The sequence below is a fragment of the Caballeronia sp. ATUFL_F1_KS4A genome, from assembly GCF_023630905.1.
Taxonomy (GTDB): domain Bacteria; phylum Pseudomonadota; class Gammaproteobacteria; order Burkholderiales; family Burkholderiaceae; genus Caballeronia; species Caballeronia zhejiangensis.
Map to the genome: position 1 here is coordinate 231,183 of NZ_JALQEB010000003.1, position 20,836 is coordinate 252,018.

General features: G+C 63.2%; 19 protein-coding genes and 1 tRNA gene. 7 read left to right on the forward strand and 13 right to left on the reverse strand.

The genetic code is table 11. The features are described from left to right. Window positions 1-49 precede the first annotated feature (49 nt). Entirely contained in the window at window positions 50-982 is a 933-nt protein-coding gene (locus tag NCS03_RS06615) for a LysR substrate-binding domain-containing protein (RefSeq protein WP_008349998.1), read from the reverse strand. A gap of 271 nt (window positions 983-1,253) precedes the next feature. Here NCS03_RS06615 and NCS03_RS06620 point away from each other — a divergent pair, with 271 nt between their 5' ends. From NCS03_RS06620 to NCS03_RS06635, 4 genes are all read left to right on the forward strand, one after another. After that, window positions 1,254-2,828, forward strand: a complete 1,575-nt coding sequence (locus tag NCS03_RS06620; RefSeq protein WP_250528952.1) for an ABC transporter ATP-binding protein — start codon at window positions 1,254-1,256, stop codon at window positions 2,826-2,828. Window positions 2,829-2,835: 7 nt separating this feature from the next. After that, window positions 2,836-3,942, forward strand: a complete 1,107-nt coding sequence (locus NCS03_RS06625; protein WP_008349994.1) for an ABC transporter permease — start codon at window positions 2,836-2,838, stop codon at window positions 3,940-3,942. A gap of 16 nt (window positions 3,943-3,958) precedes the next feature. Then, window positions 3,959-4,888 (forward strand): ABC transporter permease, encoded by a 930-nt coding sequence (locus tag NCS03_RS06630; RefSeq protein ID WP_008349992.1) that lies wholly within the window; start codon window positions 3,959-3,961, stop codon window positions 4,886-4,888. A gap of 112 nt (window positions 4,889-5,000) precedes the next feature. Further along, complete coding sequence (locus NCS03_RS06635) at window positions 5,001-6,086, forward strand: BMP family ABC transporter substrate-binding protein (protein ID WP_008349990.1); 1,086 nt, start codon at window positions 5,001-5,003, stop codon at window positions 6,084-6,086. A gap of 85 nt (window positions 6,087-6,171) precedes the next feature. Here NCS03_RS06635 and NCS03_RS06640 read toward each other — a convergent pair whose 3' ends face one another. The 4 genes from NCS03_RS06640 to NCS03_RS06655 all read right to left on the reverse strand — a co-directional run bounded on the left by NCS03_RS06640 (window position 6,172) and on the right by NCS03_RS06655 (window position 9,421). Next, the gene (locus tag NCS03_RS06640) at window positions 6,172-6,378 is read right to left on the reverse strand and encodes a dodecin (RefSeq protein ID WP_008349988.1); all 207 of its coding nucleotides are present in this window, start codon (window positions 6,376-6,378) and stop codon (window positions 6,172-6,174) included. A 235-nt stretch (window positions 6,379-6,613) separates the two neighbouring features. Beyond that, window positions 6,614-7,105 (reverse strand): hypothetical protein, encoded by a 492-nt coding sequence (locus NCS03_RS06645; protein ID WP_008349986.1) that lies wholly within the window; start codon window positions 7,103-7,105, stop codon window positions 6,614-6,616. A gap of 322 nt (window positions 7,106-7,427) precedes the next feature. Further along, window positions 7,428-7,871 (reverse strand): large conductance mechanosensitive channel protein MscL, encoded by a 444-nt coding sequence (mscL, locus tag NCS03_RS06650; RefSeq protein ID WP_008349984.1) that lies wholly within the window; start codon window positions 7,869-7,871, stop codon window positions 7,428-7,430. Window positions 7,872-8,035: 164 nt separating this feature from the next. Further along, on the reverse strand, window positions 8,036-9,421 hold the full coding sequence (locus NCS03_RS06655; RefSeq protein ID WP_175980003.1) for a DUF2252 domain-containing protein: 1,386 nt from the start codon (window positions 9,419-9,421) through the stop codon (window positions 8,036-8,038). Between the two features lie 257 nt (window positions 9,422-9,678). Between NCS03_RS06655 and glgX the strand changes: the two genes are divergently transcribed. Continuing rightward, the gene (glgX, locus tag NCS03_RS06660) at window positions 9,679-11,877 is read left to right on the forward strand and encodes a glycogen debranching protein GlgX (protein ID WP_008349981.1); all 2,199 of its coding nucleotides are present in this window, start codon (window positions 9,679-9,681) and stop codon (window positions 11,875-11,877) included. A 344-nt stretch (window positions 11,878-12,221) separates the two neighbouring features. Here glgX and NCS03_RS06665 read toward each other — a convergent pair whose 3' ends face one another. The 3 genes from NCS03_RS06665 to NCS03_RS06675 all read right to left on the reverse strand — a co-directional run bounded on the left by NCS03_RS06665 (window position 12,222) and on the right by NCS03_RS06675 (window position 14,856). After that, a complete protein-coding gene (locus NCS03_RS06665) occupies window positions 12,222-13,424 on the reverse strand; it encodes a tetratricopeptide repeat protein (protein WP_033537254.1) in 1,203 nt (400 codons plus the stop codon). Window positions 13,425-13,548: 124 nt separating this feature from the next. Next, the gene (locus NCS03_RS06670; protein ID WP_034473631.1) at window positions 13,549-14,229 is read right to left on the reverse strand and encodes a PspA/IM30 family protein; all 681 of its coding nucleotides are present in this window, start codon (window positions 14,227-14,229) and stop codon (window positions 13,549-13,551) included. A gap of 219 nt (window positions 14,230-14,448) precedes the next feature. After that, window positions 14,449-14,856, reverse strand: coding sequence for a plasmid mobilization protein (locus NCS03_RS06675; protein WP_008349975.1), 408 nt, complete (start codon window positions 14,854-14,856; stop codon window positions 14,449-14,451). A 495-nt stretch (window positions 14,857-15,351) separates the two neighbouring features. Between NCS03_RS06675 and NCS03_RS06680 the strand changes: the two genes are divergently transcribed. Further along, window positions 15,352-17,901, forward strand: coding sequence for a penicillin-binding protein 1A (locus NCS03_RS06680; protein WP_175980005.1), 2,550 nt, complete (start codon window positions 15,352-15,354; stop codon window positions 17,899-17,901). A 60-nt stretch (window positions 17,902-17,961) separates the two neighbouring features. Here the strand turns inward: NCS03_RS06680 and NCS03_RS06685 are convergent, their stop codons facing one another. The 3 genes from NCS03_RS06685 to NCS03_RS06695 all read right to left on the reverse strand — a co-directional run bounded on the left by NCS03_RS06685 (window position 17,962) and on the right by NCS03_RS06695 (window position 19,215). Beyond that, window positions 17,962-18,393, reverse strand: coding sequence for a copper chaperone PCu(A)C (locus tag NCS03_RS06685; protein WP_008349971.1), 432 nt, complete (start codon window positions 18,391-18,393; stop codon window positions 17,962-17,964). 7 nt (window positions 18,394-18,400) lie between these two features. Further along, window positions 18,401-18,763 (reverse strand): copper resistance CopC family protein, encoded by a 363-nt coding sequence (locus NCS03_RS06690; protein WP_250528953.1) that lies wholly within the window; start codon window positions 18,761-18,763, stop codon window positions 18,401-18,403. Between the two features lie 71 nt (window positions 18,764-18,834). Beyond that, on the reverse strand, window positions 18,835-19,215 hold the full coding sequence (locus tag NCS03_RS06695) for a DUF2946 domain-containing protein (RefSeq protein WP_250528954.1): 381 nt from the start codon (window positions 19,213-19,215) through the stop codon (window positions 18,835-18,837). A gap of 146 nt (window positions 19,216-19,361) precedes the next feature. Here NCS03_RS06695 and NCS03_RS06700 point away from each other — a divergent pair. Continuing rightward, window positions 19,362-19,438, forward strand: a tRNA-Met gene (locus NCS03_RS06700). A 271-nt stretch (window positions 19,439-19,709) separates the two neighbouring features. On the opposite strand, the gene tssE is transcribed toward NCS03_RS06700, so the two are convergent. Together tssE and NCS03_RS06710 are read right to left on the reverse strand one after the other, a co-directional pair. Continuing rightward, on the reverse strand, window positions 19,710-20,138 hold the full coding sequence (tssE, locus tag NCS03_RS06705; RefSeq protein ID WP_200889159.1) for a type VI secretion system baseplate subunit TssE: 429 nt from the start codon (window positions 20,136-20,138) through the stop codon (window positions 19,710-19,712). A 36-nt stretch (window positions 20,139-20,174) separates the two neighbouring features. After that, the gene (locus NCS03_RS06710; protein ID WP_244808039.1) at window positions 20,175-20,834 is read right to left on the reverse strand and encodes a DotU/TssL family secretion system protein; all 660 of its coding nucleotides are present in this window, start codon (window positions 20,832-20,834) and stop codon (window positions 20,175-20,177) included. Between the last annotated feature and the right edge of the window lie 2 nt (window positions 20,835-20,836).

Sequence of the window (20,836 nt, forward strand, 5' to 3'; positions counted from 1 at the left end):
GCTAATAGACCGACGCGAACACAGGTTTCACGAACGAGCAAGGAAAGCGTTAAGGCTGATCGATCAACGACCGCGTCGCCTCGGCGACGAGCCCCCGCAACCATCGCACTTCATCCGAATAATGACACCGCTCATGCCACAACTGGTAATACTGCATCGGCGGAAAATCGAGCGGCGCGGGCACGACTGCCAGCGGCAAGAACCGCGCGTAATGGTCCGCGAACAGCCGCGTCGTCGTAAACACGAGATCCGACTTGATCAACACGTAAGGCGCGAGATTGAAGTACGGCAACGTAACGACGACATGACGCTTCAACCGTTCCCGCGCGAGATGCACGTCGATCGCGCCGCGCTGCCCGACGGAATAGGGCGTCGGCGCGAGATGCGGCGCGTTCAGGTACTGATCGAGCGTAAGCCCGCCGCGCTTCGCGAAAGGATGCGTATTGCTGACGAGACACACGATCTTGTCGACGAACAGATTGGAAAGATGCAACTGTTCGGGCGGCTCCGGCCAGTTGCCGACGACGATATCGAGTTTGCCGTCCTCCAGCGCGAGTTCGTAATCGAACGCCGGACCGAGCGAATGAAATTCGAGCGTGGCGTTCGGCGCGGCCTGCCTGAAGCGCTCGACGACAGTCGGCACGAACAGCACGTTCAGATAATCCGGACAGCCGATCCGATAGCACCGCACCGAAGTGGACGGGTCGAAATTATGCTGCTGAACCTTGATGCGCTCGATTTCACGCAGCGCGTTCTGCGTCGGTTCGAGCAGGCGCAGGCCATATTCGGTCGGCACCATGCCGGACTTGCCGCGCACGAGAAGCGGGTCGCCGGTGATGTCGCGCAAGCGCCGCAAGGCAGCGCTGATGGCGGGTTGCGACTGATTGAGCTTGACGGCCGCACGCGTCACGCTGCGTTCCATCAGGAGGGTATGCAAGACGCGCAATAAGTAAGTATCGATCGCCTCGCGTTGCTGACTCATGTTATCTCCACTATATGTTTTGGCTGATCGACGCAGGGGTGCGACATATCGTTTTTAATATGTTGCAAAAAATTCGTCAAGATGTGAGTTACCCGCGATGCCTGGGTTTGCGGGGCGCAACACATAATTTTGAGTTATCGACTTAGCGTCTCGATTTCTGTAAATTCTGCCCGCGATATGAGTTCGTGCGACATCACGCTGTCTTGCGCTCTCGAGCGGTAACTTTTTCCAGCCCGGCCTGCTCGGTGGCCGGGCGCATCTCTGGATCTCAATGGGCGACGCCATCTCCACGTCGACGACGCCACCGCGCCTGGCGTTGTCCGGAATCAGCAAGCAGTATCCGTCGGTCAAGGCGAACGACGGCGTGAATCTCGTCGTCATGCCGGGCGAAATCCACGCCGTGCTCGGCGAGAACGGCGCGGGCAAATCCACGCTGATGAAAATCATCTACGGCGCGGTGCGCCCGGATGAAGGCGAGATCCGCTGGCAGGGCGAGGCGGTCGAGATCGGCAGCCCGGCCGCCGCGCGCAAACTCGGCATCGGCATGGTCTTTCAGCACTTTTCGCTGTTCGAGACGCTGACCGTCGCCGAAAACATCGCGCTCGCGCTCGACGAAAAGTTCGACATGAAGGCGCTCGGCAAGCGCATCCGCGATGTGTCTAAGGACTATGGCCTCGATGTCGATCCGCAGCGCCACGTCCACAGCCTGACCGTCGGCGAACGGCAGCGCGTCGAGATCGTGCGATGCCTCCTGCAGAATCCGCGGCTGCTCATCATGGACGAGCCGACGTCCGTCCTTACGCCGCAAGCCGTGCAGAAGCTTTTCAAGGTGCTGCGCCGCCTCGCGTCCGAGGGCTGCAGCATTCTCTACATCAGCCACAAGCTCGACGAAATACAGTCGCTGTGCGAAAACGCCACCGTGATGCGCGGCGGTCGCGTGACCGGCAACGTCGATCCGCGCAAGGAGACGCATGCGTCGCTCGCGCAACTGATGGTGGGCCATTCGCTGCCCGACTACACGCGCCGCGAACACAATCCCGGCGACGTGCGCCTTGCGGTGAAAAATCTGTCGGTCGCGAGTCCGGACCCGTTCGGCACGTCGCTCGACAACGTCTCGTTCGGGGTGCACGCGGGCGAGATTTTCGGGATCGCGGGCGTGTCGGGGAACGGACAGGCGGAGTTGCTCGCGGCGCTATCGGGCGAAATCCGCGATAAACACGTCGCCGCCGATGCCGTGTCGATCTGCGGCAAGCCCGCCGCGCGTCTCACCGCGGGCGGCCGCCGGCGGCTCGGCTTCGCGTTCGTGCCGGAGGAGCGGCTCGGCCGCGGCGCGGTCCCGGCGATGTCGCTCACCGATAACGGCCTGCTCACCGCGCATCGCGAAAACATGGTGCGCGGCGGCTGGATCAAGGCGGGCACGGTCAAGGCATTCGCGGAACGCTGCATCAAGTCGTTCGACGTGCGTTGCGGCGGCAGCGATGCGCTCGCGCAAAGTCTCTCCGGCGGCAACTTGCAGAAATTCATCGTCGGACGCGAGATTCTGCAGGAGCCGAAAGTGCTCGTGGTCGCGCAGCCGACTTGGGGCGTCGATGTCGGCGCGGCGGGTTTCATCCGCCAGCAACTGCTCGATCTGTCCGCGCGCGGCGTCGCGATTCTCGTGATTTCGGAAGAACTGGAAGAACTCTTCGATATCTGCGACCGGCTCGCCGTCATCGCGCGCGGCAAGCTCTCGCCGGTGCGCAAGACGAGCGAAACCAATGCGGAGGAGATCGGCCTCTTCATGGCCGGCCTCTTCGAAGGCAAGCCCGCGCCCGCCGTCGAATCCGACTCTCTTCAGAAGCACTAAAAGAACGATGATCTTCCCTTATCGACTCGAAGCGCGTCCGGCGCCCTCGCGCGTCATGCAGCTCGCGGTGCCGGTGGTCGCCGCCGTCGCGACGCTCGTCATCGGCTTTCTGATTTTCAGCCTCGTCGGACAGGATCCGCTGCGCGCGATGCATGCGTTCTTCATCGAGCCGCTCTCCAGCATCAACGGCTGGTCGGAGCTCGTGCTCAAGGCGTCGCCGCTGTGCCTGATCGGGCTCGGGCTCGCGGTCGGCTATCGCGCGAACGTGTGGAACATCGGCGCGGAAGGGCAGATGCTGCTCGGCGGCATCGTCGCGGGCGGCATCGCGGTCCATGTCGGCGATGCTTCCGGCTGGTGGACGCTGCCGCTGATGATGGTGGGCGGCATCGTCGGCGGAATGGTGTGGGCGGGCATTCCCGCGCTGCTCAAGAGCCGCTTCAACACGAACGAAATCCTGACGAGCCTGATGCTCACCTACGTCGCGACGCAGTTGCTCATCTATCTCGTGAGCGGTCCGTGGCGCGATCCGGAAGGCATGAACTTCCCGATCTCGGCGATGTTCGGCGACGACGCGCTCTTCCCGCGTCTCTACGGCGACTGGCACTGGACATGGCTGAAGGGCACGCGCATCAACGCGTCGGTGTTTCTGACGGCGATCGCGATTCCCTGCGTGTGGCTCTTCATGCGCAAGAGCTTCGCGGGCTTCCGGATGAACGTCGGCGGTCTCGCGCCGCTCGCCGCGCGCTACGCCGGGTTCTCCGACAAGAAGACGATCTGGACCTCGCTCCTGCTTTCCGGCGGCCTCGCGGGTCTCGCGGGCATGGGCGAAGTGGCCGGTCCGATCGGCCAGCTTCAGGCGGGCTGGTCGCCGGGCTACGGCTTCACGGCGATCATCGTCGTGTTCGTGGGGCGTCTGCATCCGGTCGGCATCGTGCTCGCCAGTCTGCTGATGGCGCTGCTTTATCTCGGCGGCGAAGCGGTGCAGACGTCGCTGCAATTGCCGCAAGCGCTCGCGGGCGTGTTTCAGGGCTTGCTGCTGTTCTGCCTGCTCGGTTGCGATCTGTTCGTGAATTTCCGCATCAAGCGCAGGACGCCTGCACATCACGCCGCTTAACGAGGTCGAGAAAAACATGGACATCAATCAAGCCAGCAATCTCGCTTCGAGCGCCGTGATCGCCGCCATCCCGCTGATGTACGCGGGCGCGGGCGAACTCGTCGCGGAAAAATCCGGCGTACTGAATCTCGGCGTCGAAGGCATGATGCTGATGGGCGCCGTCACCGGCTACGCCGTCACCGCGATCACGGGCAGCCCGTGGCTCGGCATCGTCGCGTCGGTGTTCGCCGGGCTCGCGATGGCGCTGCTCTTCGGCTTTCTCACCATCACGATGCTCGCGAATCAGGTCGCGACGGGCCTCTCGCTGACCATCTTCGGCATCGGCTTTTCGGCGTATGTCGGCAAGCCCTATACGTCGGCGGCGGTACGCTCGACCATCGACGTGATGCCGATTCCCGGGCTGTCGAGCATTCCGGTGCTCGGCCCGGCGATCTTCTCGCTCACGCCGCTCGGCTATCTCGCGTTCATCATGTTCGCGGTGATCGGCTGGTTCCTCTACAAGACGCGGGCGGGGCTCGTGCTGCGCTCGGTCGGCGAATCGCCGGCGGTCGCGCATTCGGTCGGCTTTCCGGTCGTCGGCGTGCGCTACGGCGCGACGCTCTTCGGCGGCGCGATGGCCGGCATCGCGGGCGGCTATTACTCGATCGTCTATCTGCACGTCTGGCAAGAGCAACTGACGTCGGGGCGCGGCTGGATCGCGCTCGCGCTCGTCGTGTTCGCGACGTGGCGCCCGGGCCGGCTGCTCATCGGCGCGTTGCTGTTCGGCGCGGTGATGGCGCTGCAGTTCTACGCGCAGGCGATCGGCGTCCCGGTGCCGACGCAATTTCTCGCGATGCTGCCGTATATCGCGACGATCGTCGTGCTCGTGCTCATCTCGCGTAACCCGAACACGATCAGGCTCAACGCGCCCGCATCGCTCGGCAAGCCGTTCTTCGCGGCGAGCTGATGCCGCTGTTGTTCGCGTGCAGCATCGCGGTTCCGTTCTCATTTTTGACCGACCACACTGATGCGGGCCAAAGCAATTCGTTTGACACACAACATCGACCAGGAGAATCACAATGAATAAACCATGGCTGAAGGCGATCACCGCTACGGTCGCACTGTCCGCCACCGTCGCGGCCTTGAGCGCGCAGGCGGCGGATGCGCCGGGCGTCGCGTTCGTCTATCTCGGCAATCCGGGCGATGCAGGCTGGACCTTCGCGCACGACGCCGGCAGCAAGGAGGCCGAAGCGAAGTACGGCAGCAAGATCAAGATCACGCGCGTCGAGAACGTGCCGGAATCGGCGGACTCGGAACGCGTGTTCCGCGATCTCGCGAACAAGGGCAACAAGGTCATCTTCGCGACGAGCTTCGGCTATCAGGATTTCGCGCTGAAGGTCGCGAAGGATTTTCCGGACACCATTTTCCTGACGGCCACCGGCTTCAAGAAGGCGAAGAACTTCGGCACGTATGACGTGCGCATGTATCAGGGCGCGTATCTCGCGGGCGTCGCCGCGGGCTACGTGACGAAGACGAACACGCTCGGCTTCGTCGCGTCGGTGCCGATCCCGGAAGTGGTGCGCAACATCAACGCGTACACAATGGGCGCGCGCTCCGTGAACCCGAAGGTCCACACGAAGGTCATCTGGATCAATAGCTGGTTCGATCCGGGCAAGGAAAAGCAGGCAGCCGAAACGCTGATCGGCCAGGGTGCCGACGTCCTGCTGCAGAACACCGATTCGAACGCGACGCTCAACACCGCCGCCGAGAAGAAAGTCTTCGCGTTCGGCTGGGATTCGAACATGAAGAAGTTCGGCCCGAGCGCGCATTTGGGCTCGGTCGTCGCGCATTGGGGCGTGTATTACAACGACGTGATCCAGAAGGTGATCGACGGCAAGTGGAAGAACGATCCGGTATGGCTCGGCATTCCGCAGAAGGCCGTGGATCTCGAAGACCTGAATACCGGCGCGATTCCCGCGAAGGCAGTGCAGGCGATCTCCGCGAAGCGTGACGAGTTGCACGCAGGCAAGTGGGATGTGTTCAGCGGTCCGATCAAGGATCAGTCGGGCGCGGAGAAGGTGCCGGCCGGCAAGACGCTGACCGACCCGGAACTGCAGCGCATCAACTGGTACGTCGAAGGCGTGGACGGCTCGCTGCCGAAGTAAGCGCGCATCGTTCGCTCGCCGCAATGTAAAACCGCGCTTCGTTGCAAAACGAAGCGCGGTTTTTTCATGCGATGAGCCACGCGCATCAATCGATACGCAGTCCCACCTTGATCGTCACCTGCCAGTGCAGGATCTTGCCGTCCTCGATGTGCCCGCGCGTTTCCACCACTTCGAACCAGTGCATGTTGCGCAGCGTTTTCGACGCCTTCTCGAGCGCGACGCGCACGGCGTCATCGCTCGACTGCGGCGACGAGCCGGTCAGTTCGATCTGCTTGTAGACGTGTTCCGACATGGTGTTCTCCTTGTAGTGTGGTGGATCGGTCAGAGCGATGCGACGCGTGGCGTCGCAAGATGCTTCGAATACCGATGCAGCAAGGCACGCGCCATCACGCTTTCGCGCGTGGCTTCCATTAAAGGACAGGAACGCGTGCGGGAGTAGTCGGGGTTTGCGCGAAGCGCGCTCGGCGCACGAGCCTCGTCAGCGAGGCCCGCGTGCATCGGCAGAAACCAGGGAGGTCCGCGCAGGATCAGCGCAGCGGTCGCGAAGCGGCGTCGCCTGCGTCCTGACGGCGCGTGCCGCGACGCCTGCGCGCCGAAACCGTCGCGCCGAATTCGCTCAGGATCTGGGCGCGGGCGCGGCTCGCGAATACAAGGAAACCGAAACCGTTCCCCTCGTACCAGTAACCGCCGTTCTCGAGTCCGTCGAGCGGCTGTTCGAGCGCGTTGGTGATGGATTCGACACAACGCCTGTGCAGCTCGTCGATCGCCGGGTAGGGCGGCTGGGCGCCTCGCACGCTGCACAGAAGGACATCGAGTCCCGGCAACACATGTGCGTACAGCACCGGTTCATCCTGGGCGCGAGCCCTGGCGATCTTGGTGTCTAGCTGACCAAATGGCTTGAAATGCCGAAGCACGGCGAGAAAAGACTCGTCGCCATCAGCCTTCACGCGCTTACGCTTTTTCGGGAAGGACATAAAAACTCGCCTGAAAAAGAATTGCAAGAAACGCAGCGTCCTCATGCGGCCACTCCCGTCTTGCGCGCCGCACGTCGATCTTTTATAGCGCATCGATGTGATTAGGTCACGGTGAATCGGGCCATTCGTTTTTAGCAACGGCAAGAGCCGCTGCTCCTTCCTGGCGCACGATTCGTGCCGACGACCGTTTGGCGGCCCGCTTGGCTTCCCTCAGAGCATCTATCTCAATAATAGTCCTGCTGCACCCCACGCGAACAGCTTTCATGAAGAAAAAAGCGGGTGGGCGCACCAAGGGGATAGGGTGGCCAATCAGGCAGACCCGCCCGCGCCGTGCGGGTTCCGCTGCGATGCGAGCGGGTTTGCCCGGCTAGACGCGCGGTGCGTTCTTGAGTTCGTCGCGAATCTCGCGCAGCAGCAGCACGTCTTCGGGCGTCGCGGGCGGCGGCGCGGCTTCGGCCGGCTTGCGCAGATTGTTGATGAACTTGACCATCAGAAAGATGATGAACGCGAGAATGATGAAGTTGATCAGCGTGGTGATGAACGAGCCATAGCCGAATACGGCGACGCCCGCGGTCTGCAAGTCCTTGTACGAATCGGGATTGCCTTTGAACGTTGGCGGTATCGGCCCGAGCCGGACGAACAGGTTCGAAAAGTCCAGGCCGCCGGTGGCGAGGCCGACCACCGGCATGATCAGATCTTTGACGACGGAATTGACGATCGTCGAGAATGCGCCGCCGATGATGACGCCGACCGCGAGGTCCATGACGTTGCCCTTCAGGGCGAAGTTCTTGAATTCTTCGATCATGCTCATGCGCGGCTTCCTCCAGTGTGCGTTAGACGGTTGTGCGGGCCAAGGCGGCAGCAAGGGCTATGCCGTTGGAACCCGCGCGAAACGCCGGGCGCGGCGCGTTTCGTTGCGGGCACCGACAATGATAGTCAATTCGATTGCGGCTCGCGCGGGGCGCCGGAATTCGGTCAGGCCGACGGCACGCGCCCCACGCTGATCGCCGCGCAAAAAGCCGCGTGATCCGCGACCGTCTGCGCGCCATAGCGCTCGGCCCACATCGCGTAGGCGGCGTCGAGCCGGTCGGAGTTGCCGCAATACCCGGCGATGAGCGCGGCATCGCCGGTGCGCGCGTGGGCGCGGGCGAGCAGGAGGCCGAGGCACCACGCGTAAAAGTCGAAGGTCGCGCCGTGCAGCCAGTCGACGGGAATCGAGCCGCGGATCTGCTTCATCTGGCGCACGTAGAAGTCGCGGCCGGAAATGGTCGTCCAGCCGAGCAGCGCATCCGATGAACTCTGCATCAGACGCTGACCGTGCACGACCCGCCGTCCCTGATGGCGATACGGCTCCGGGAGCGGCGGCACGAACGGCGCGGCGGCCGGCACGATGCCTTCCTTCACCTGAATGAAGAGCGGATCGCCGAGCGCGCGGCCGAGCATCAGCACGAGATACGCGCGCGTGCCGACGCTGCCCACGCCGACGACGCGATGCGCGACATCCACGACGTCGTAGCGTTCGAGCATCATGCGCCATTCGCCGGCCAGCGTTTCCAGATAAGCCTTCAGGCCATCGATCACATGATTTTTCTCGGCGGCGTCGAGCGCGGTCAGGATCGGCGGATCGGCCTTGAAGCGATAGCTTTTGCCGACGGGCTCCGCGACTTTCGCGAGCATCGTCGCGTGCGAGCGCTTCATCGCGCGTTCAACGGTTTTCTCTATGGTCGCCTTCTCGTCGGAATCGAGCTTCGTGGGCGCGTCCATGTGCAGCGCGCTCGCGTAGGAGCGCATCTGCCAGAGATCGTAGGGGCTTACTTGCCAGAGTCCGGCCATCGTCGTGCGATACGCGGCGCACGCCGAACGCACGGCGCTTTCGCGCCCGGCGGCATCGACGCCATTTTCGCGCGCCGCGACGTTGATGCTCGCGGTCAGACGCTTCAAGTCCCATTCCCACGGGCCGACGAGCGTTTCGTCGAAATCGTTCAGATCGAACACGACGTCCTGGCGCGGCGTGCGAAAAAGGCCGAAATTATTGACGTGCGCGTCGCCGTCGATGATGACGTTGTGGCCGATCGAAGGCGACTTCGCCAGATCCCACGCCATCACCGTCGCGGAGCCGCGCAGGAACGCGAACGGCGACTCGGCCATGCGCTGCATCCGCAGCGGAATGAGCCGCTCCTGCCGGCCCGCGTTGCCCGCGAGCACGCGTTCGACGGGATCGGGCCGGTCCGGCTCGGGCGACCAGGCGCCGTGCGCGTCGAACGGAACCGCGTCGCGCAGTGAACGGCCCATGGCGCGGCTTTGCTCGGCCGCGCCGTTGATGGGTGTATTCGTCGAAGCGGAACCAGGGCGGGTGGACAAGGCGCGTTCTCCTTCGGCGATAAAAGGGCGTGTCGAGCGTTCGTCGAACGCAGAGCATTCGGCGCTCCCGGCGGGAAGGTTTTACACGCGCAGCGCATGACGCGGGTGCGTCTCGATGGCGCGAACCGCATGAAGCAAGCTGCACGCCGGGCCGGGCCACGGGCACGGGATATGCTCTTTACGATCGGCTTGAAGCCGCGCAATGCCAACGCACGATCCCGACGCACTTCGCGTCAATCTTTCGAACACATCATCTCATGCCCAACGAAATCCGCATTGCCGAAGGCTCCCCGTTTCCGCTCGGCGCAACCTGGGACGGACAGGGCGTGAATTTCGCGCTGTTTTCCGCGAACGCGACCAAAGTCGAGCTGTGTCTCTTCGATGAGAAGGGCGAAAAGGAAACGCAGCGCATCGAACTGCCCGAATACACCGATGAAGTCTGGCACGTCTACGTTCACGGCCTGCAACCCGGCGCGGTCTATGGCTATCGCGTGCATGGACCGTACGAGCCCGAAGCCGGACATCGCTTCAATCCCAACAAGCTGCTGCTCGATCCGTACGCGAAGGCGCACGTCGGCGAACTGAAGTGGGACCCGGCCGTGTTCGGCTATACGCTCAACGCCGAAGGCGACGATCTCACCTTCGACGAACGCGACAGCGCGCCCTTCATGCAGAAGTGCCAGGTCGTCGATCAGGACTTCTCGTGGACGCATGCGACGCGCGTGCGCGTGCCGTGGGAGCACACGATCTTCTACGAGACGCACGTGCGCGGCTACACGAAGCTGCATCCGGCGATTCCGGAGCACATGCGCGGCACTTTCGAGGGGCTCGGACAGAAGGAAGTGGTCGATTACATCAAGAGCCTGGGCGTGACGTCGGTCGAGCTTTTGCCGATCCACGCGTTCGTCAACGACAGTTATCTGCTCGACAAGGGCCTCACGAATTACTGGGGTTACAACACGATCGGCTTTTTCGCCGCCGATCCGCGCTACTTCGCGCGCGGGCCGGGCGTCGTCGCCGAGTTCAAGGAAATGGTCGACCGGCTGCACGAGGCCGGCCTCGAAGTCATCCTCGACGTCGTGTACAACCACACCGCCGAAGGCAACGAACGCGGGCCGACGCTGTCGTTTCGCGGCATCGACAATGCGTCGTACTACCGGCTGATGCCCGAGGAATCGCGCTATTACATCAACGATACCGGCACCGGCAATACGCTCAACCTGTCGCATCCGCGCGTCCTGCAGATGGTCACCGACAGCCTGCGCTACTGGGTGACGGAGATGAACGTCGATGGCTTTCGCTTCGATCTCGCGACGATTCTCGGCCGCGAGCCCTACGGCTTCGACGAGGGCGGCGGCTTCCTCGACAGTTGCCGGCAAGACCCGATTCTCTCGAGCGTGAAGCTCATCGCGGAACCGTGGGATTGCGGTCCGGGCGGCTATCAGGTGGGCGGCTTTCCGCCGGGCTGGGCGGAATGGAACGATCGTTACCGGGACACCGTGCGCGAATTCTGGAAGGGCGACGAAGGCGTGTCGCCTGAGCTCGGCAAGCGCATCACCGCATCGGGCGACAAGTTCAACAAGCGCGGGCGCCGTCCGTGGGCGAGCGTGAACTTCATCACCGCGCATGACGGCTTCACGCTGAACGATCTCGTCTCGTACAACGAGAAGCACAACGAGGCAAACGGCGAGGACAACAAGGACGGCCATTCGGACAACAAATCGTGGAACTGCGGCGTCGAAGGTCCGACCGACGACCCCGAGATTCGCGCGCTGCGCGAGCGCCAGAAGCGCAACATGCTCGCGACGCTGCTGTTTTCGCAAGGCACGCCGATGCTGCTCGCCGGCGACGAATTCGGCCGCACGCAGAAGGGCAACAACAACGCGTATTGCCAGGACAACGACATCAGCTGGGTGAACTGGGACATCGACGACGATGGCCGCGCGCTCACCGAATTCGTGCGTAAGCTGACGACGCTGCGTCACACGCTGCCGGTGCTCAGGCGCCAGCGCTTTCTGACCGGCGAATACAACGAGGACCTGCAGGTCGCCGACGTCCGGTGGCTCGGCACGACCGGCGACGAACTCACGCAGGAGCAATGGGACGATCCGAACATGCGCTGCTTCGGCGTGGTGATGGACGGGCGCGCGCAGGCGACGGGCATCCGCAAGCCGGCATCGGATGCGACGCTGCTGCTCATCGTCAACGCGTATCACGACGTGGTCGATTTCACGCTGCCCGACATTCCGGGCCCCGACGAGTGGATCTGTCTCATCGACACCAACGCGCCGATTCGCGAGGAATTGCCGGAGTTCGGCGCGGACGATGTGTATCAGGTGACGGGCCGCTCGCTGCTCTTGTTTGCGCTTCAGCCGCGCGGCGCGACCAAGCGCATTTTCAAGCGGCTGGAAGAAGCGCTGACGGACGAAGTCCCGCCTGAAGGCGAGGCGAGTTGAGGCTCGCGTCGGCGGGGTCCGGCGCGCGAGCGGTTATCATCTGGTTTTTGCGATAGCGACAGTAGGCGGCGGGAGCCGCCTTCTTTTTTCCACGATGGCCGTATCTTTCACGCATGAACGCGCGCCTCTTCAAGGCCGCGTGGCGCCGACGGCATGATCCTGCATGCCATCCTGCGCGTCGCGAGCTGGGATCAGCTCGAGCGCATCTGGGAATTCATCGTCGGCTTCTTCAAGTTTCTCTGGGGCCTGCTGCGCTTCCTCGGCGGCGGTTGATGCGCTGATCTTCACGACGAAACGAAAAGGGCTCCGCGAAACGGAGCCCTTGTTTTTCGTACGCGAGCAGATCAGGAATCGCGCCAGCTGTCGTCGTTGCTGCCGAGGTCGAGGTTTCCGCCCCCGCCGCCATCGTTCCAGTCGTTGGAGCCGTTGCCGAAATCGAGGCCGCCGCCGTTGTCGTTGCCGAAGTCGAGACCGCCGTTATCGTTCTGCGGCGGACGATCGACGGGGACTTCACGCTCGATCACGCGATCGCGCCCATGCGAGAGCGCCTCGCCCAGCAGCACGCCGGTAAGCAATCCGCCCATGCCGCCGCCGAACCCGCCGCCGCCTTGCTGGATGATGACGGGCGGCTGCTGCCCTTGCTGCGGCGGATACGGCCCTTGCTGCGGATACTGCGGCTGGCCGCGTCCGAAACGCTCGGCTTCCTGCGCATATGGCGAGCCGTTCGGTGCGCCGGCTTGCGCATAGTTGTTCGCGTTCGGATCGGGCCGGCCTTCGGCGCGGGCCTTCAGGCTTGCAACCTGATTCTCCAGATCTTCGATCGCATACGGCGGTACCGGATTCTTCGAGTTCGACAGCGATTCGACCATCTCGCGCAACTGCGTTTCCGCGCCTTCGACGTCCTTCAGCAGCGCTTCATGGCCCGGCGCGGTGGAGAGCCGCACGTCTAGTTTGAGCGTGCGCACTTCGTTGAGCAGTTCGGTTGCGCGCTTGATCTGCGAACGGCGATCGTTCTCGGCCTGACCGTCGTCGCGTGAGCGCGCACGGCGCAAGCCCCAGCGCAGCACGAGCGCGATCGCCGCGATCAGGATCGCCAAACCGATCCACGCGCCCATGCCGATGCCGTGCGTCTGCGGCACGGGCGCGGCTTGTTGCTGATTGAAGGGATTCTGCGCGCTCGACGTAGTCGCGCCGTTGTCCGATCGCGGCGAGATGCTCGCGCGCGTCGCATCGGCCTGAATGCGGGCCTGCGTGGCCGCGAAGCGCGACGGATCGGTGAAGCTCAATGCGGGATCGAGCGATTTCGCTTGTTGCAGATGCGAAAGGGCGTCGCTGTAACGGCCTTCGCGGTCGAGAACCTGCGCGTAGAGATAATGCGCGTGCGCGTTCTTCGGATGCGCCTCAAGCACTTCGCTCAGTTGCGAGTCGGCCTTTTGCCAGTTGCCCTGCGTCATCGACTGCTCGACCTGCTGCGCGGTCGGCAACGCGAACGCGAGCGGGGATGCGAGCGACAGCGACAACGCCAGAGCCGTCAAGAACTTTTTCATGATGCGGGCCGGACGCGATGAACGTCCGTCTCCTGTCGATGCAATCGTGTACTGCTCAAGGTAACGCATATTCGTGCGACGCGTGGCTTGCCCGGCGGCTCGCCACGCATGCACTCGCCAGCACTTATTGCGCCGGCGGATTCAACTGCTTCTTCAGCGCTTCGAGACGGTCTTCGACGGAAGGCCCGCGATTGAGCGCGGCGAGCTTGTCGTCGAGCGCCTTGCCGGACTTCTGGTCCGCCGAATTCAGGCGCGCATCCGAGCGGGCGTTGGCGAGCTGAACCTTGTCTTCGAGCTTCTGAAAGTCCTCCGAAAGATTCTTTCCGCCAATGCCGCCCAGCGCCGTGGCCGCGGTGTCCTTCGCCTGCGCGATCTGCTGCTTCGCCTGAAGGATGTTCGAGCGCGCGTTCAGATCGTTGCGGCGCTGACGCATGTCCGTGATCTGCTGCTTCAGATGATCGACCGAAGGCACCAGCGTCTGCAGTTCCGCGGCGAGCGCGTCGCGTTCGGTTTCGGCGTTCGCCTGCGCCGCGAGGGCTTCGCGCGCGAGGCTTTCATCGCCGGACTGCAGCGCGCGCTTCGCGCCGTCTTCGTACTTCTTCGCCTTGTCGGCGGCGGCGTCGCGCTTGCTTTGCTGCGTCGCGACCTGCGCTTCGATCTCGATGAGCGAGTTTTCCGCCTTCGCGATGCTGTCGTCGAGTTCGCGCACGATCTGGCGAGCGTCGCGCGAAGGGTCCTGCATGGTGTCGGCGGCGTCGTTCAAGAGGCCTTTGACCGTGCGCGTGATGGAATCGAAAAGCGACATGTATTTCTCCTGGAGGAAGACGGCGGCGTTCACTCGATCCACGCGCCGCGCGGCTCGAATGTGAGGCGCAATGCGCGGGATTGCAAGCGCACGCGAGCTTCGCGTGCACGCCGGGTTTACCCGCTCATTAGATCATGCCGCGGCTTAACCGGGACTTAACGGAAGGTTAAGGAGTGTAACGGCGCGCCTTGCCGGAAAAGGCAGGCAGGGCGCCGGTGGCTAGCGCTCGGTGTGCGTGTCGTCGGTCAGCGAGGCGTCGTCGCCCTCATCGGCGTCATGCTCGAGTGCGTCTTCGGATGCGGGGGGCTCGGGATGCGCCTGCGCAAGCGTGCGCGCCTGCGCTGCGCGTTTGGTCGCGCTTGCGGCGGCATCGCGGGCTTCGCGTGCGGCGGCTTTCGCAGCGACGCTCTTCAGCGCGGCGTTGAGCGCATCGGGCGCTTTGGGCGCGCGCAGCCGATCGACGATGCCCGCGACCTTGATCTGCTCGCTCGTCGCGTTGAAGTTCAGCACGGCGCGCCGCATGAGCTCGCTCACGCTGATGCCGAGGGAGTCCGCTGTATTGCTGATGGCCAGCTTCTGCGCGGGAGTCACGAAAACAACGATGCGTTCGCTGGGTTTGGTCGTCATGGGCGGCTCACAAACAGTAAGGCGATCGTAACCGGACTAAGGGGACGACCGCGGCTTCGGTTCATCAAACTGCACGACATCGTTATTGCAGGCTCGCGAGAGCCGTTTCGGGAACCCGCGATCCATTCATCCATCATATCGGTTTGCGCGCGGCCGTGCGTGTGAATGGCCTCGCATCACACGCGATGAGCGTTGCGCAAAAACGGCGCGCGATCAACGACTTGTGCATTTTCTCATACGGTTGTCCACAAGGCTCTCAACACTTTCTGTGGGTAACACAACATTGGCGCGCATCTGGCGGGCTCGCGGCAATTTACTTACAAAAAAATCCTGCGCATTTTGTGGTGGCCCGCGCGAATTCTTTAAAATGCGCTGTTACCTCCGGCCGGATCCGGCCTGCACATTTGCTCGTCCCGTCTTGGCAGTCGCGTCGTTTTTCGGCGCATCGCAGCGCGGCAGCGGGCGCGCTTCATGGCGCGCCGAACGAACCCAGTCATGCCTATCATCAAACGACCCGACTCCTCGAATTCCTCGCGCTACGATCGCGAACCCCGCTGGAACGACTCACGCAACGACTCACGCAATGACTCGGGCGGCCGCGACGGCGGCGGGCGCAACGGCGGTGGCGGCCGCAATGGCCGCAACGATCGCAATGACCGCGGCGGCCGGGGCCGCTCTCCGCTCGCACGCATCGCGCTCTGGTTCGCGGGACTCGCGGCCATCGGCGTGGTGATCGGCGCGCTCATCGTCGGTTATGCGCTCGTCGTCATGGGGCCGAATCTGCCGTCGCTCAATGCGCTCATCGACTATCGTCCGAAGGTGCCGCTGCGCGTCTATACGGCCGATCACGTGCTGATCGGCGAGTTCGGCGAAGAGCGCCGCAGCCTCGTGCGCTTTCAGGACATTCCCGATCAGATGAAGAAGGCGGTGCTCGCAATCGAGGATTACCGCTTCTACGATCACGGCGGCGTCGACTTCGTCGGCATCCTGCGCGCGGGCGTGACCGATCTGATGCACGGCGGCGCATCGCAAGGCGCGAGCACGATCACGATGCAGGTCGCGCGCAACTTCTTCCTGTCGAGCGAGAAAACCTATACGCGCAAGATCTACGAGATGCTGCTCGCGTACAAGATCGAGAGCGCGCTCACGAAGGATCAGATTCTCGAGCTGTACATGAACCAGATCTATCTGGGCGAGCGCGCGTACGGTTTTTCGGCTGCTGCGCGCGTGTACTTCGGCAAGGACCTGAAGGACATCACGCTTGCCGAAGCGGCGATGCTCGCGGGCCTGCCGAAAGCGCCGTCGGCGTATAACCCGGTCGTCAATCCGAAGCGCGCGAAGGTGCGTCAGCAGTACATCCTGAAGCGCATGCTCGATTTGAACTTCATCACGCGCGAACAGTTCGCTCAGGCGAGCGCCGAGGAAATTCACACGAAGTCCTCGGGCACCGAATACGGCGTGCATGCGGAATACGTCGCGGAAATGGTCCGGCAGATGATGTACGCCCAATACAAGGAAGAGACCTACACGCGCGGCCTCACGGTGACGACGACCATCGATTCCGCCGATCAGGACGCCGCGTATAAAGCCGTGCGCAAGGGCGTGATGGACTATGAGCGCCGGCATGGCTATCGCGGGCCGGAGGGCAATGTCAATCTGCCGTCGAACGCGGATGACCGCGCCGAGGCGATCGAAGACGCGCTCGTCGATCATCCGGACAACGGCGAGCTCGTCGCGGCGGTGGTCACGGCCGCGAGCCCGAAGCAGGTGAGCGCACAGTTCGTCGGCGGCGATACTGCGACGATCGCGGGCGACGGCCTGCGCTTCGTGGCGGCCGCGCTGCGCAACAACGCATCGAAGGCGCTCGCGATCAAGCCGGGCTCGATCGTGCGTCTCACGAAGGACGGCAAGGGCAACTGGCAGATCACGCAGTTGCCGCAGGTCGAAGGCGCACTGGTTTCGATGACGCCGCAGGACGGCGCGATCCGCGCGCTCGTCGGCGGCTTCGACTTCAACAAGAACAAGTTCAATCACGTTACGCAGGCATGGCGTCAGCCGGGTTCAAGCTTCAAGCCGTTCATCTATTCGGCGGCGCTCGACAAGGGTCTCGGACCGGCGACCATCATCAACGACGCGCCGCTGTATTTCCCCGCGGCGGGCGGCGGCGATGCGTGGGAGCCGAAGGACGATGACCAGCCCGACGGCCCGATGTCGATGCGCGTCGGCCTGCAGAAGTCGAAGAACCTCGTGTCGATCCGCATCCTCTCGTATATCGGCACGGGCTACGCGCAGGACTTCGTCACGCAGAAGTTCGGCTTCGACAAGGACAAGACGCCGCCTTATCTGCCGCTCGCGCTCGGCGCGGGTCTCGTCACGCCGTTGCAGTTGAGCGGTGCGTACTCGGTGTTCGCGAACGGCGGCTATCGCATTAATCCGTATCTGATCGCCGAGGTCGCCGATGCGCGCGGCACCGTGATCTCGCGCGCCAATCCGCTGATCGCGGGGAGCAACGCGCCGCAGACGCTCGAGCCGCGCAACGCGTACATCATGAACAGCCTGCTGCATACCGTCGCGACGCAGGGCACGGGCTCGGGCACCAACGTGTTGAAGCGCAACGATCTGCAAGGCAAGACCGGCACGACCAACGACGCAAAGGATGGCTGGTTCGCGGGCTATCAGAAGCAGCTCGTCGCGGTCGCGTGGATGGGCTACGACCAGCCGAAGACGCTCGGCAGCCGCGAGTTCGGCGCGCAGCTCGCGTTGCCGATCTGGGTCGAGTACATGGGACGCGCGCTGCGTGGCATTCCGCAGGAGCAGATGGAGCGGCCGGACGGCATCACCACGGTCGATGGCGAACTCTTTTACGCCGACCGGACGCCGGGCGCGGGATTCGTCGCGAGCATCGGGCTGGATAACGCCAATCCGATGGCGGGCGACGCCACCACGATGGGCGGCGTGGGTCCGGCGGGCATGCAGGCGCCGCCCGCGCCGCAGGTTACGACCGACGAGCGCAAGCAGATCATGGATCTGTTCAGCAAGCACTAGCGATAAAAAAGCGCGCCGGACTTCACAATCCGGCGCGCTTTTTTTTGGGGGGCGCGAAACTCAGTGGCCGACCGTCGCTGCCGACTTCACGTCACAGTTCACCTTGAGCGTCGACTTGTCCGCGAACGATAGCGTGAGCGGAATCGTCGAGCCGACCTTGAGCGGCTTGCCGGGCTCTTCGAGCATCAGGTGATAGCCCTTCGGCGCGAAGTTCAAGGTGCCGTGCGCGGGGACATCGACGGAATCGACGGCCGACATCGTCGCCGTGCCGTTCTTGCTTTCCGACTTGTGCATCATCGTCATGCCGAACGCGGGCGTTTCCGCGGCCGTGAGGGTCGCGGGTTTGTCGCCGTTGTTGGCGACGGTGAAGTAGCCCGATGACGGCAGGTTCGGCGGCATCGCACGAACCCAGCAATCGCGGGCCTCGAGCGTCGCGGCCTGAGCGAACGATGCGCAGACGAGCGCGCTCGCGAGTACAGCGATTTTTTTCATTGTGTCCTCACTTGACGGTGAAGTTGTAGTGGCCTTGCGTGCGATGCCCGTCGGCCGCGAACGCGCTCCATTGGACCTTGTAGACGCCCGGCGCGAGATCGGGGAGCGCGACGCTCATGTGCTTTTTGTCGCGTGCATCGACTGTGGATTTCTCGGTGTTGACTTGCGTGCCCTGCGCATTGGTGACGATGAGCTTGCTGAAGGTCGGTTCGAGCGCTTCGCCGAAGTCGATCGCAACTTCGTGCGGGGCGCTGACGGTCGCGCCGGGGCCGGGTTGTTGCAGCTTCGGCAATGCATGCGCGAATGCGAGTTGCACGGAGCCGATGAACGCGAGCGCGAGTGCGCTGCGCATCAACGATGATGAAAGCATGATGTGTCCTTGCGTGCCCGAAACCGTTGGGGTTTCAGGCGATGAACGAAGCCTGTGTTTGCCGATGCGAATCAGGCGAAGGCGGGCGGGGCGCGCGGTTGTGCGGCGGTAAGCGATGCTCGGCGAGGCGCGTCGGTGCGATGATTTGCGACGAAGGTTTCGCGCGGCGGGAGAAGGGCGGCCGCGCGATGCGGCGATACGGTCGGCGTGGGCGCGTGCGCGATGAGATTGCAATAAGCGCAGGCCTGCAGATGATCGACGGTGTCATGCTTTTGCGGATGCGTGTCGCGCGATGCCTGGGCATCGGTTGCGCACACGGACGCGAGCAACGATTCGATGCGCGCATGTTCGAGCGTTTGCGATGCGACGGGCGCGAGCGAGAGCAGCAGGATCGCGCATATCGCAGCGAACCCGCCGATCTTCCCGATGATGCCCCGACGCAAGTGATGCATGCCGATACATGGACGATGATGAACGAGCGATTATGCCATGCGCGTTTGTAGGCGCTTCGCGAGGGTGGGACGCATCGATTGATTGTTTTAGCGAATAGGGTGTTGCGGCAAAGTAAGCGATGACATATAATCTTTTCTTCGACGGACGCGGGGTGGAGCAGTCTGGCAGCTCGTCGGGCTCATAACCCGAAGGTCGCAGGTTCAAATCCTGCCCCCGCAACCAATATCGGCAAGCCGTCACACCATCAAACCCGCCTTTGAGCGGGTTTTTTGTTGTCTGTCTTTTCAATGCAAATACGCCTTGTCAATCGCGCGGCCAGAACCGCGCTCGTGCGCGCCCGAGTCGCATCAAGGGTCAGCGAAAGGCCTGCGGCTTCTACCACCCGTTCGCCAACTAAAGGCCTGATGCGTGCAGCGCTCGGACGCGCGATCAGAAATGAATCGCTCCTTGCGGAAGCCACGACATCGATTCGAGGGGAACCTCAGTCGAACGCTCATTCATCGCGCGCCTGCTGAAGCATCCTCAACCGCGTCCTGCCATCCGGCATGAAGTCCGTGCCGAAGCGCACAAGCCCCTCGCGTCGTAGGTGACACGCCATCGTGAAGCTCAATAGCATGCCCGGCTCGGGCTTGTTGATCTCGATGTCGATCGCCCTCAGGCGTGGCTCGTACTCGAGCAACGTCGACTCGATCTCGGTTTTCAACTTATGCGCGGAAGCCGGCAAGTGCCGGTATATCTCGGACAGATCGTCGAGCCCATACCCGGGCAAATGCGCGAGCGCCTTGCGACGGCTGTTGAGAATCCGCTGGATGTTGTCCCGCACCGAATAGAAAGTCTGCTCTTCGGGCGAGTGATCGATGATCGCCGTTCCGTCCGCGAAGTGTCCGGTGATCCGCTCAAAGAGGCCGGGTCCCGCGCGCATCATCGTTTGACCTCGTGTTTCATGCCTGCGCTCCTTTCATTGCGTCATGCGGGCAACGGACGCATCCAGCCACGCATTGATTCCAAACCAGATCAGCCCGACCACTACGCAAGCGACTGCGATGCCGGCGAGCGGAGAGATTCGCTGCGTCCACGCACGCATAATTGGCGCTTTGACGATGACGGAGCCATCATCCTTCTGCTGCCTCTGCTCGACACGAAGCTGAGCATCGATGGCCCGTCGGAGGCGAATTTTCGCGTCGTCGCCTTCGAGGGCGAGTCTCCCCGTGAAACCGAGATCCAGCACCGCGCCGAAGATCGCGAGCAGCGCAAGCACCGGCCTGGGGTCTCGCAGCCGCTCTCGGATTCGCCGCACGAGTTCTTCGCCGGCATCGTTGGTCTCGAACTTCTCCAACTGCAACGGTCGGCGTTCCCAGTCCTCGCGTTCATCGCCTCTTAGACTGTTCAAGGCCGCTTCGTCGAGCAGCGCGCACTGGGCGTATCGGGCGTCCTCGATCACGTCTTGCGGATACCCTCGTGCTTTGAGTTCGGCAGTCAGGGCATCGATTTGAGCTTTGCACGTCGTTTTCAAATCGTCCGCAGACTTCTCTATGCTTTCGTCGGCAAAATCCGCGACCGTGAGCGCCGTGTCGCGCAGCGCCACCGGCAGCAGATCGATGTCGACATTCAATGTCATGC

Excerpts from the sequence above, each read along its gene's own strand:
- NCS03_RS06615 (WP_008349998.1), bottom strand. The coding sequence starts at position 982 with ATGAGTCAGCAACGCGAGGCGATCGATACTTACTTATTGCGCGTCTTG.
- NCS03_RS06620 (WP_250528952.1), top strand. The coding sequence starts at position 1,254 with ATGGGCGACGCCATCTCCACGTCGACGACGCCACCGCGCCTGGCGTTG.
- NCS03_RS06625 (WP_008349994.1), top strand. The coding sequence starts at position 2,836 with ATGATCTTCCCTTATCGACTCGAAGCGCGTCCGGCGCCCTCGCGCGTC.
- NCS03_RS06630 (WP_008349992.1), top strand. The coding sequence starts at position 3,959 with ATGGACATCAATCAAGCCAGCAATCTCGCTTCGAGCGCCGTGATCGCC.
- NCS03_RS06635 (WP_008349990.1), top strand. The coding sequence starts at position 5,001 with ATGAATAAACCATGGCTGAAGGCGATCACCGCTACGGTCGCACTGTCC.
- NCS03_RS06640 (WP_008349988.1), bottom strand. The coding sequence starts at position 6,378 with ATGTCGGAACACGTCTACAAGCAGATCGAACTGACCGGCTCGTCGCCG.
- NCS03_RS06645 (WP_008349986.1), bottom strand. The coding sequence starts at position 7,105 with ATGAGGACGCTGCGTTTCTTGCAATTCTTTTTCAGGCGAGTTTTTATG.
- mscL (WP_008349984.1), bottom strand. The coding sequence starts at position 7,871 with ATGAGCATGATCGAAGAATTCAAGAACTTCGCCCTGAAGGGCAACGTC.
- glgX (WP_008349981.1), top strand. The coding sequence starts at position 9,679 with ATGCCCAACGAAATCCGCATTGCCGAAGGCTCCCCGTTTCCGCTCGGC.
- NCS03_RS06665 (WP_033537254.1), bottom strand. The coding sequence starts at position 13,424 with ATGAAAAAGTTCTTGACGGCTCTGGCGTTGTCGCTGTCGCTCGCATCC.
- NCS03_RS06670 (WP_034473631.1), bottom strand. The coding sequence starts at position 14,229 with ATGTCGCTTTTCGATTCCATCACGCGCACGGTCAAAGGCCTCTTGAAC.
- NCS03_RS06675 (WP_008349975.1), bottom strand. The coding sequence starts at position 14,856 with ATGACGACCAAACCCAGCGAACGCATCGTTGTTTTCGTGACTCCCGCG.
- NCS03_RS06680 (WP_175980005.1), top strand. The coding sequence starts at position 15,352 with ATGCCTATCATCAAACGACCCGACTCCTCGAATTCCTCGCGCTACGAT.
- NCS03_RS06685 (WP_008349971.1), bottom strand. The coding sequence starts at position 18,393 with ATGAAAAAAATCGCTGTACTCGCGAGCGCGCTCGTCTGCGCATCGTTC.
- NCS03_RS06690 (WP_250528953.1), bottom strand. The coding sequence starts at position 18,763 with ATGCTTTCATCATCGTTGATGCGCAGCGCACTCGCGCTCGCGTTCATC.
- NCS03_RS06695 (WP_250528954.1), bottom strand. The coding sequence starts at position 19,215 with ATGCATCACTTGCGTCGGGGCATCATCGGGAAGATCGGCGGGTTCGCT.
- tssE (WP_200889159.1), bottom strand. The coding sequence starts at position 20,138 with ATGCGCGCGGGACCCGGCCTCTTTGAGCGGATCACCGGACACTTCGCG.
- NCS03_RS06710 (WP_244808039.1), bottom strand. The coding sequence starts at position 20,834 with ATGACATTGAATGTCGACATCGATCTGCTGCCGGTGGCGCTGCGCGAC.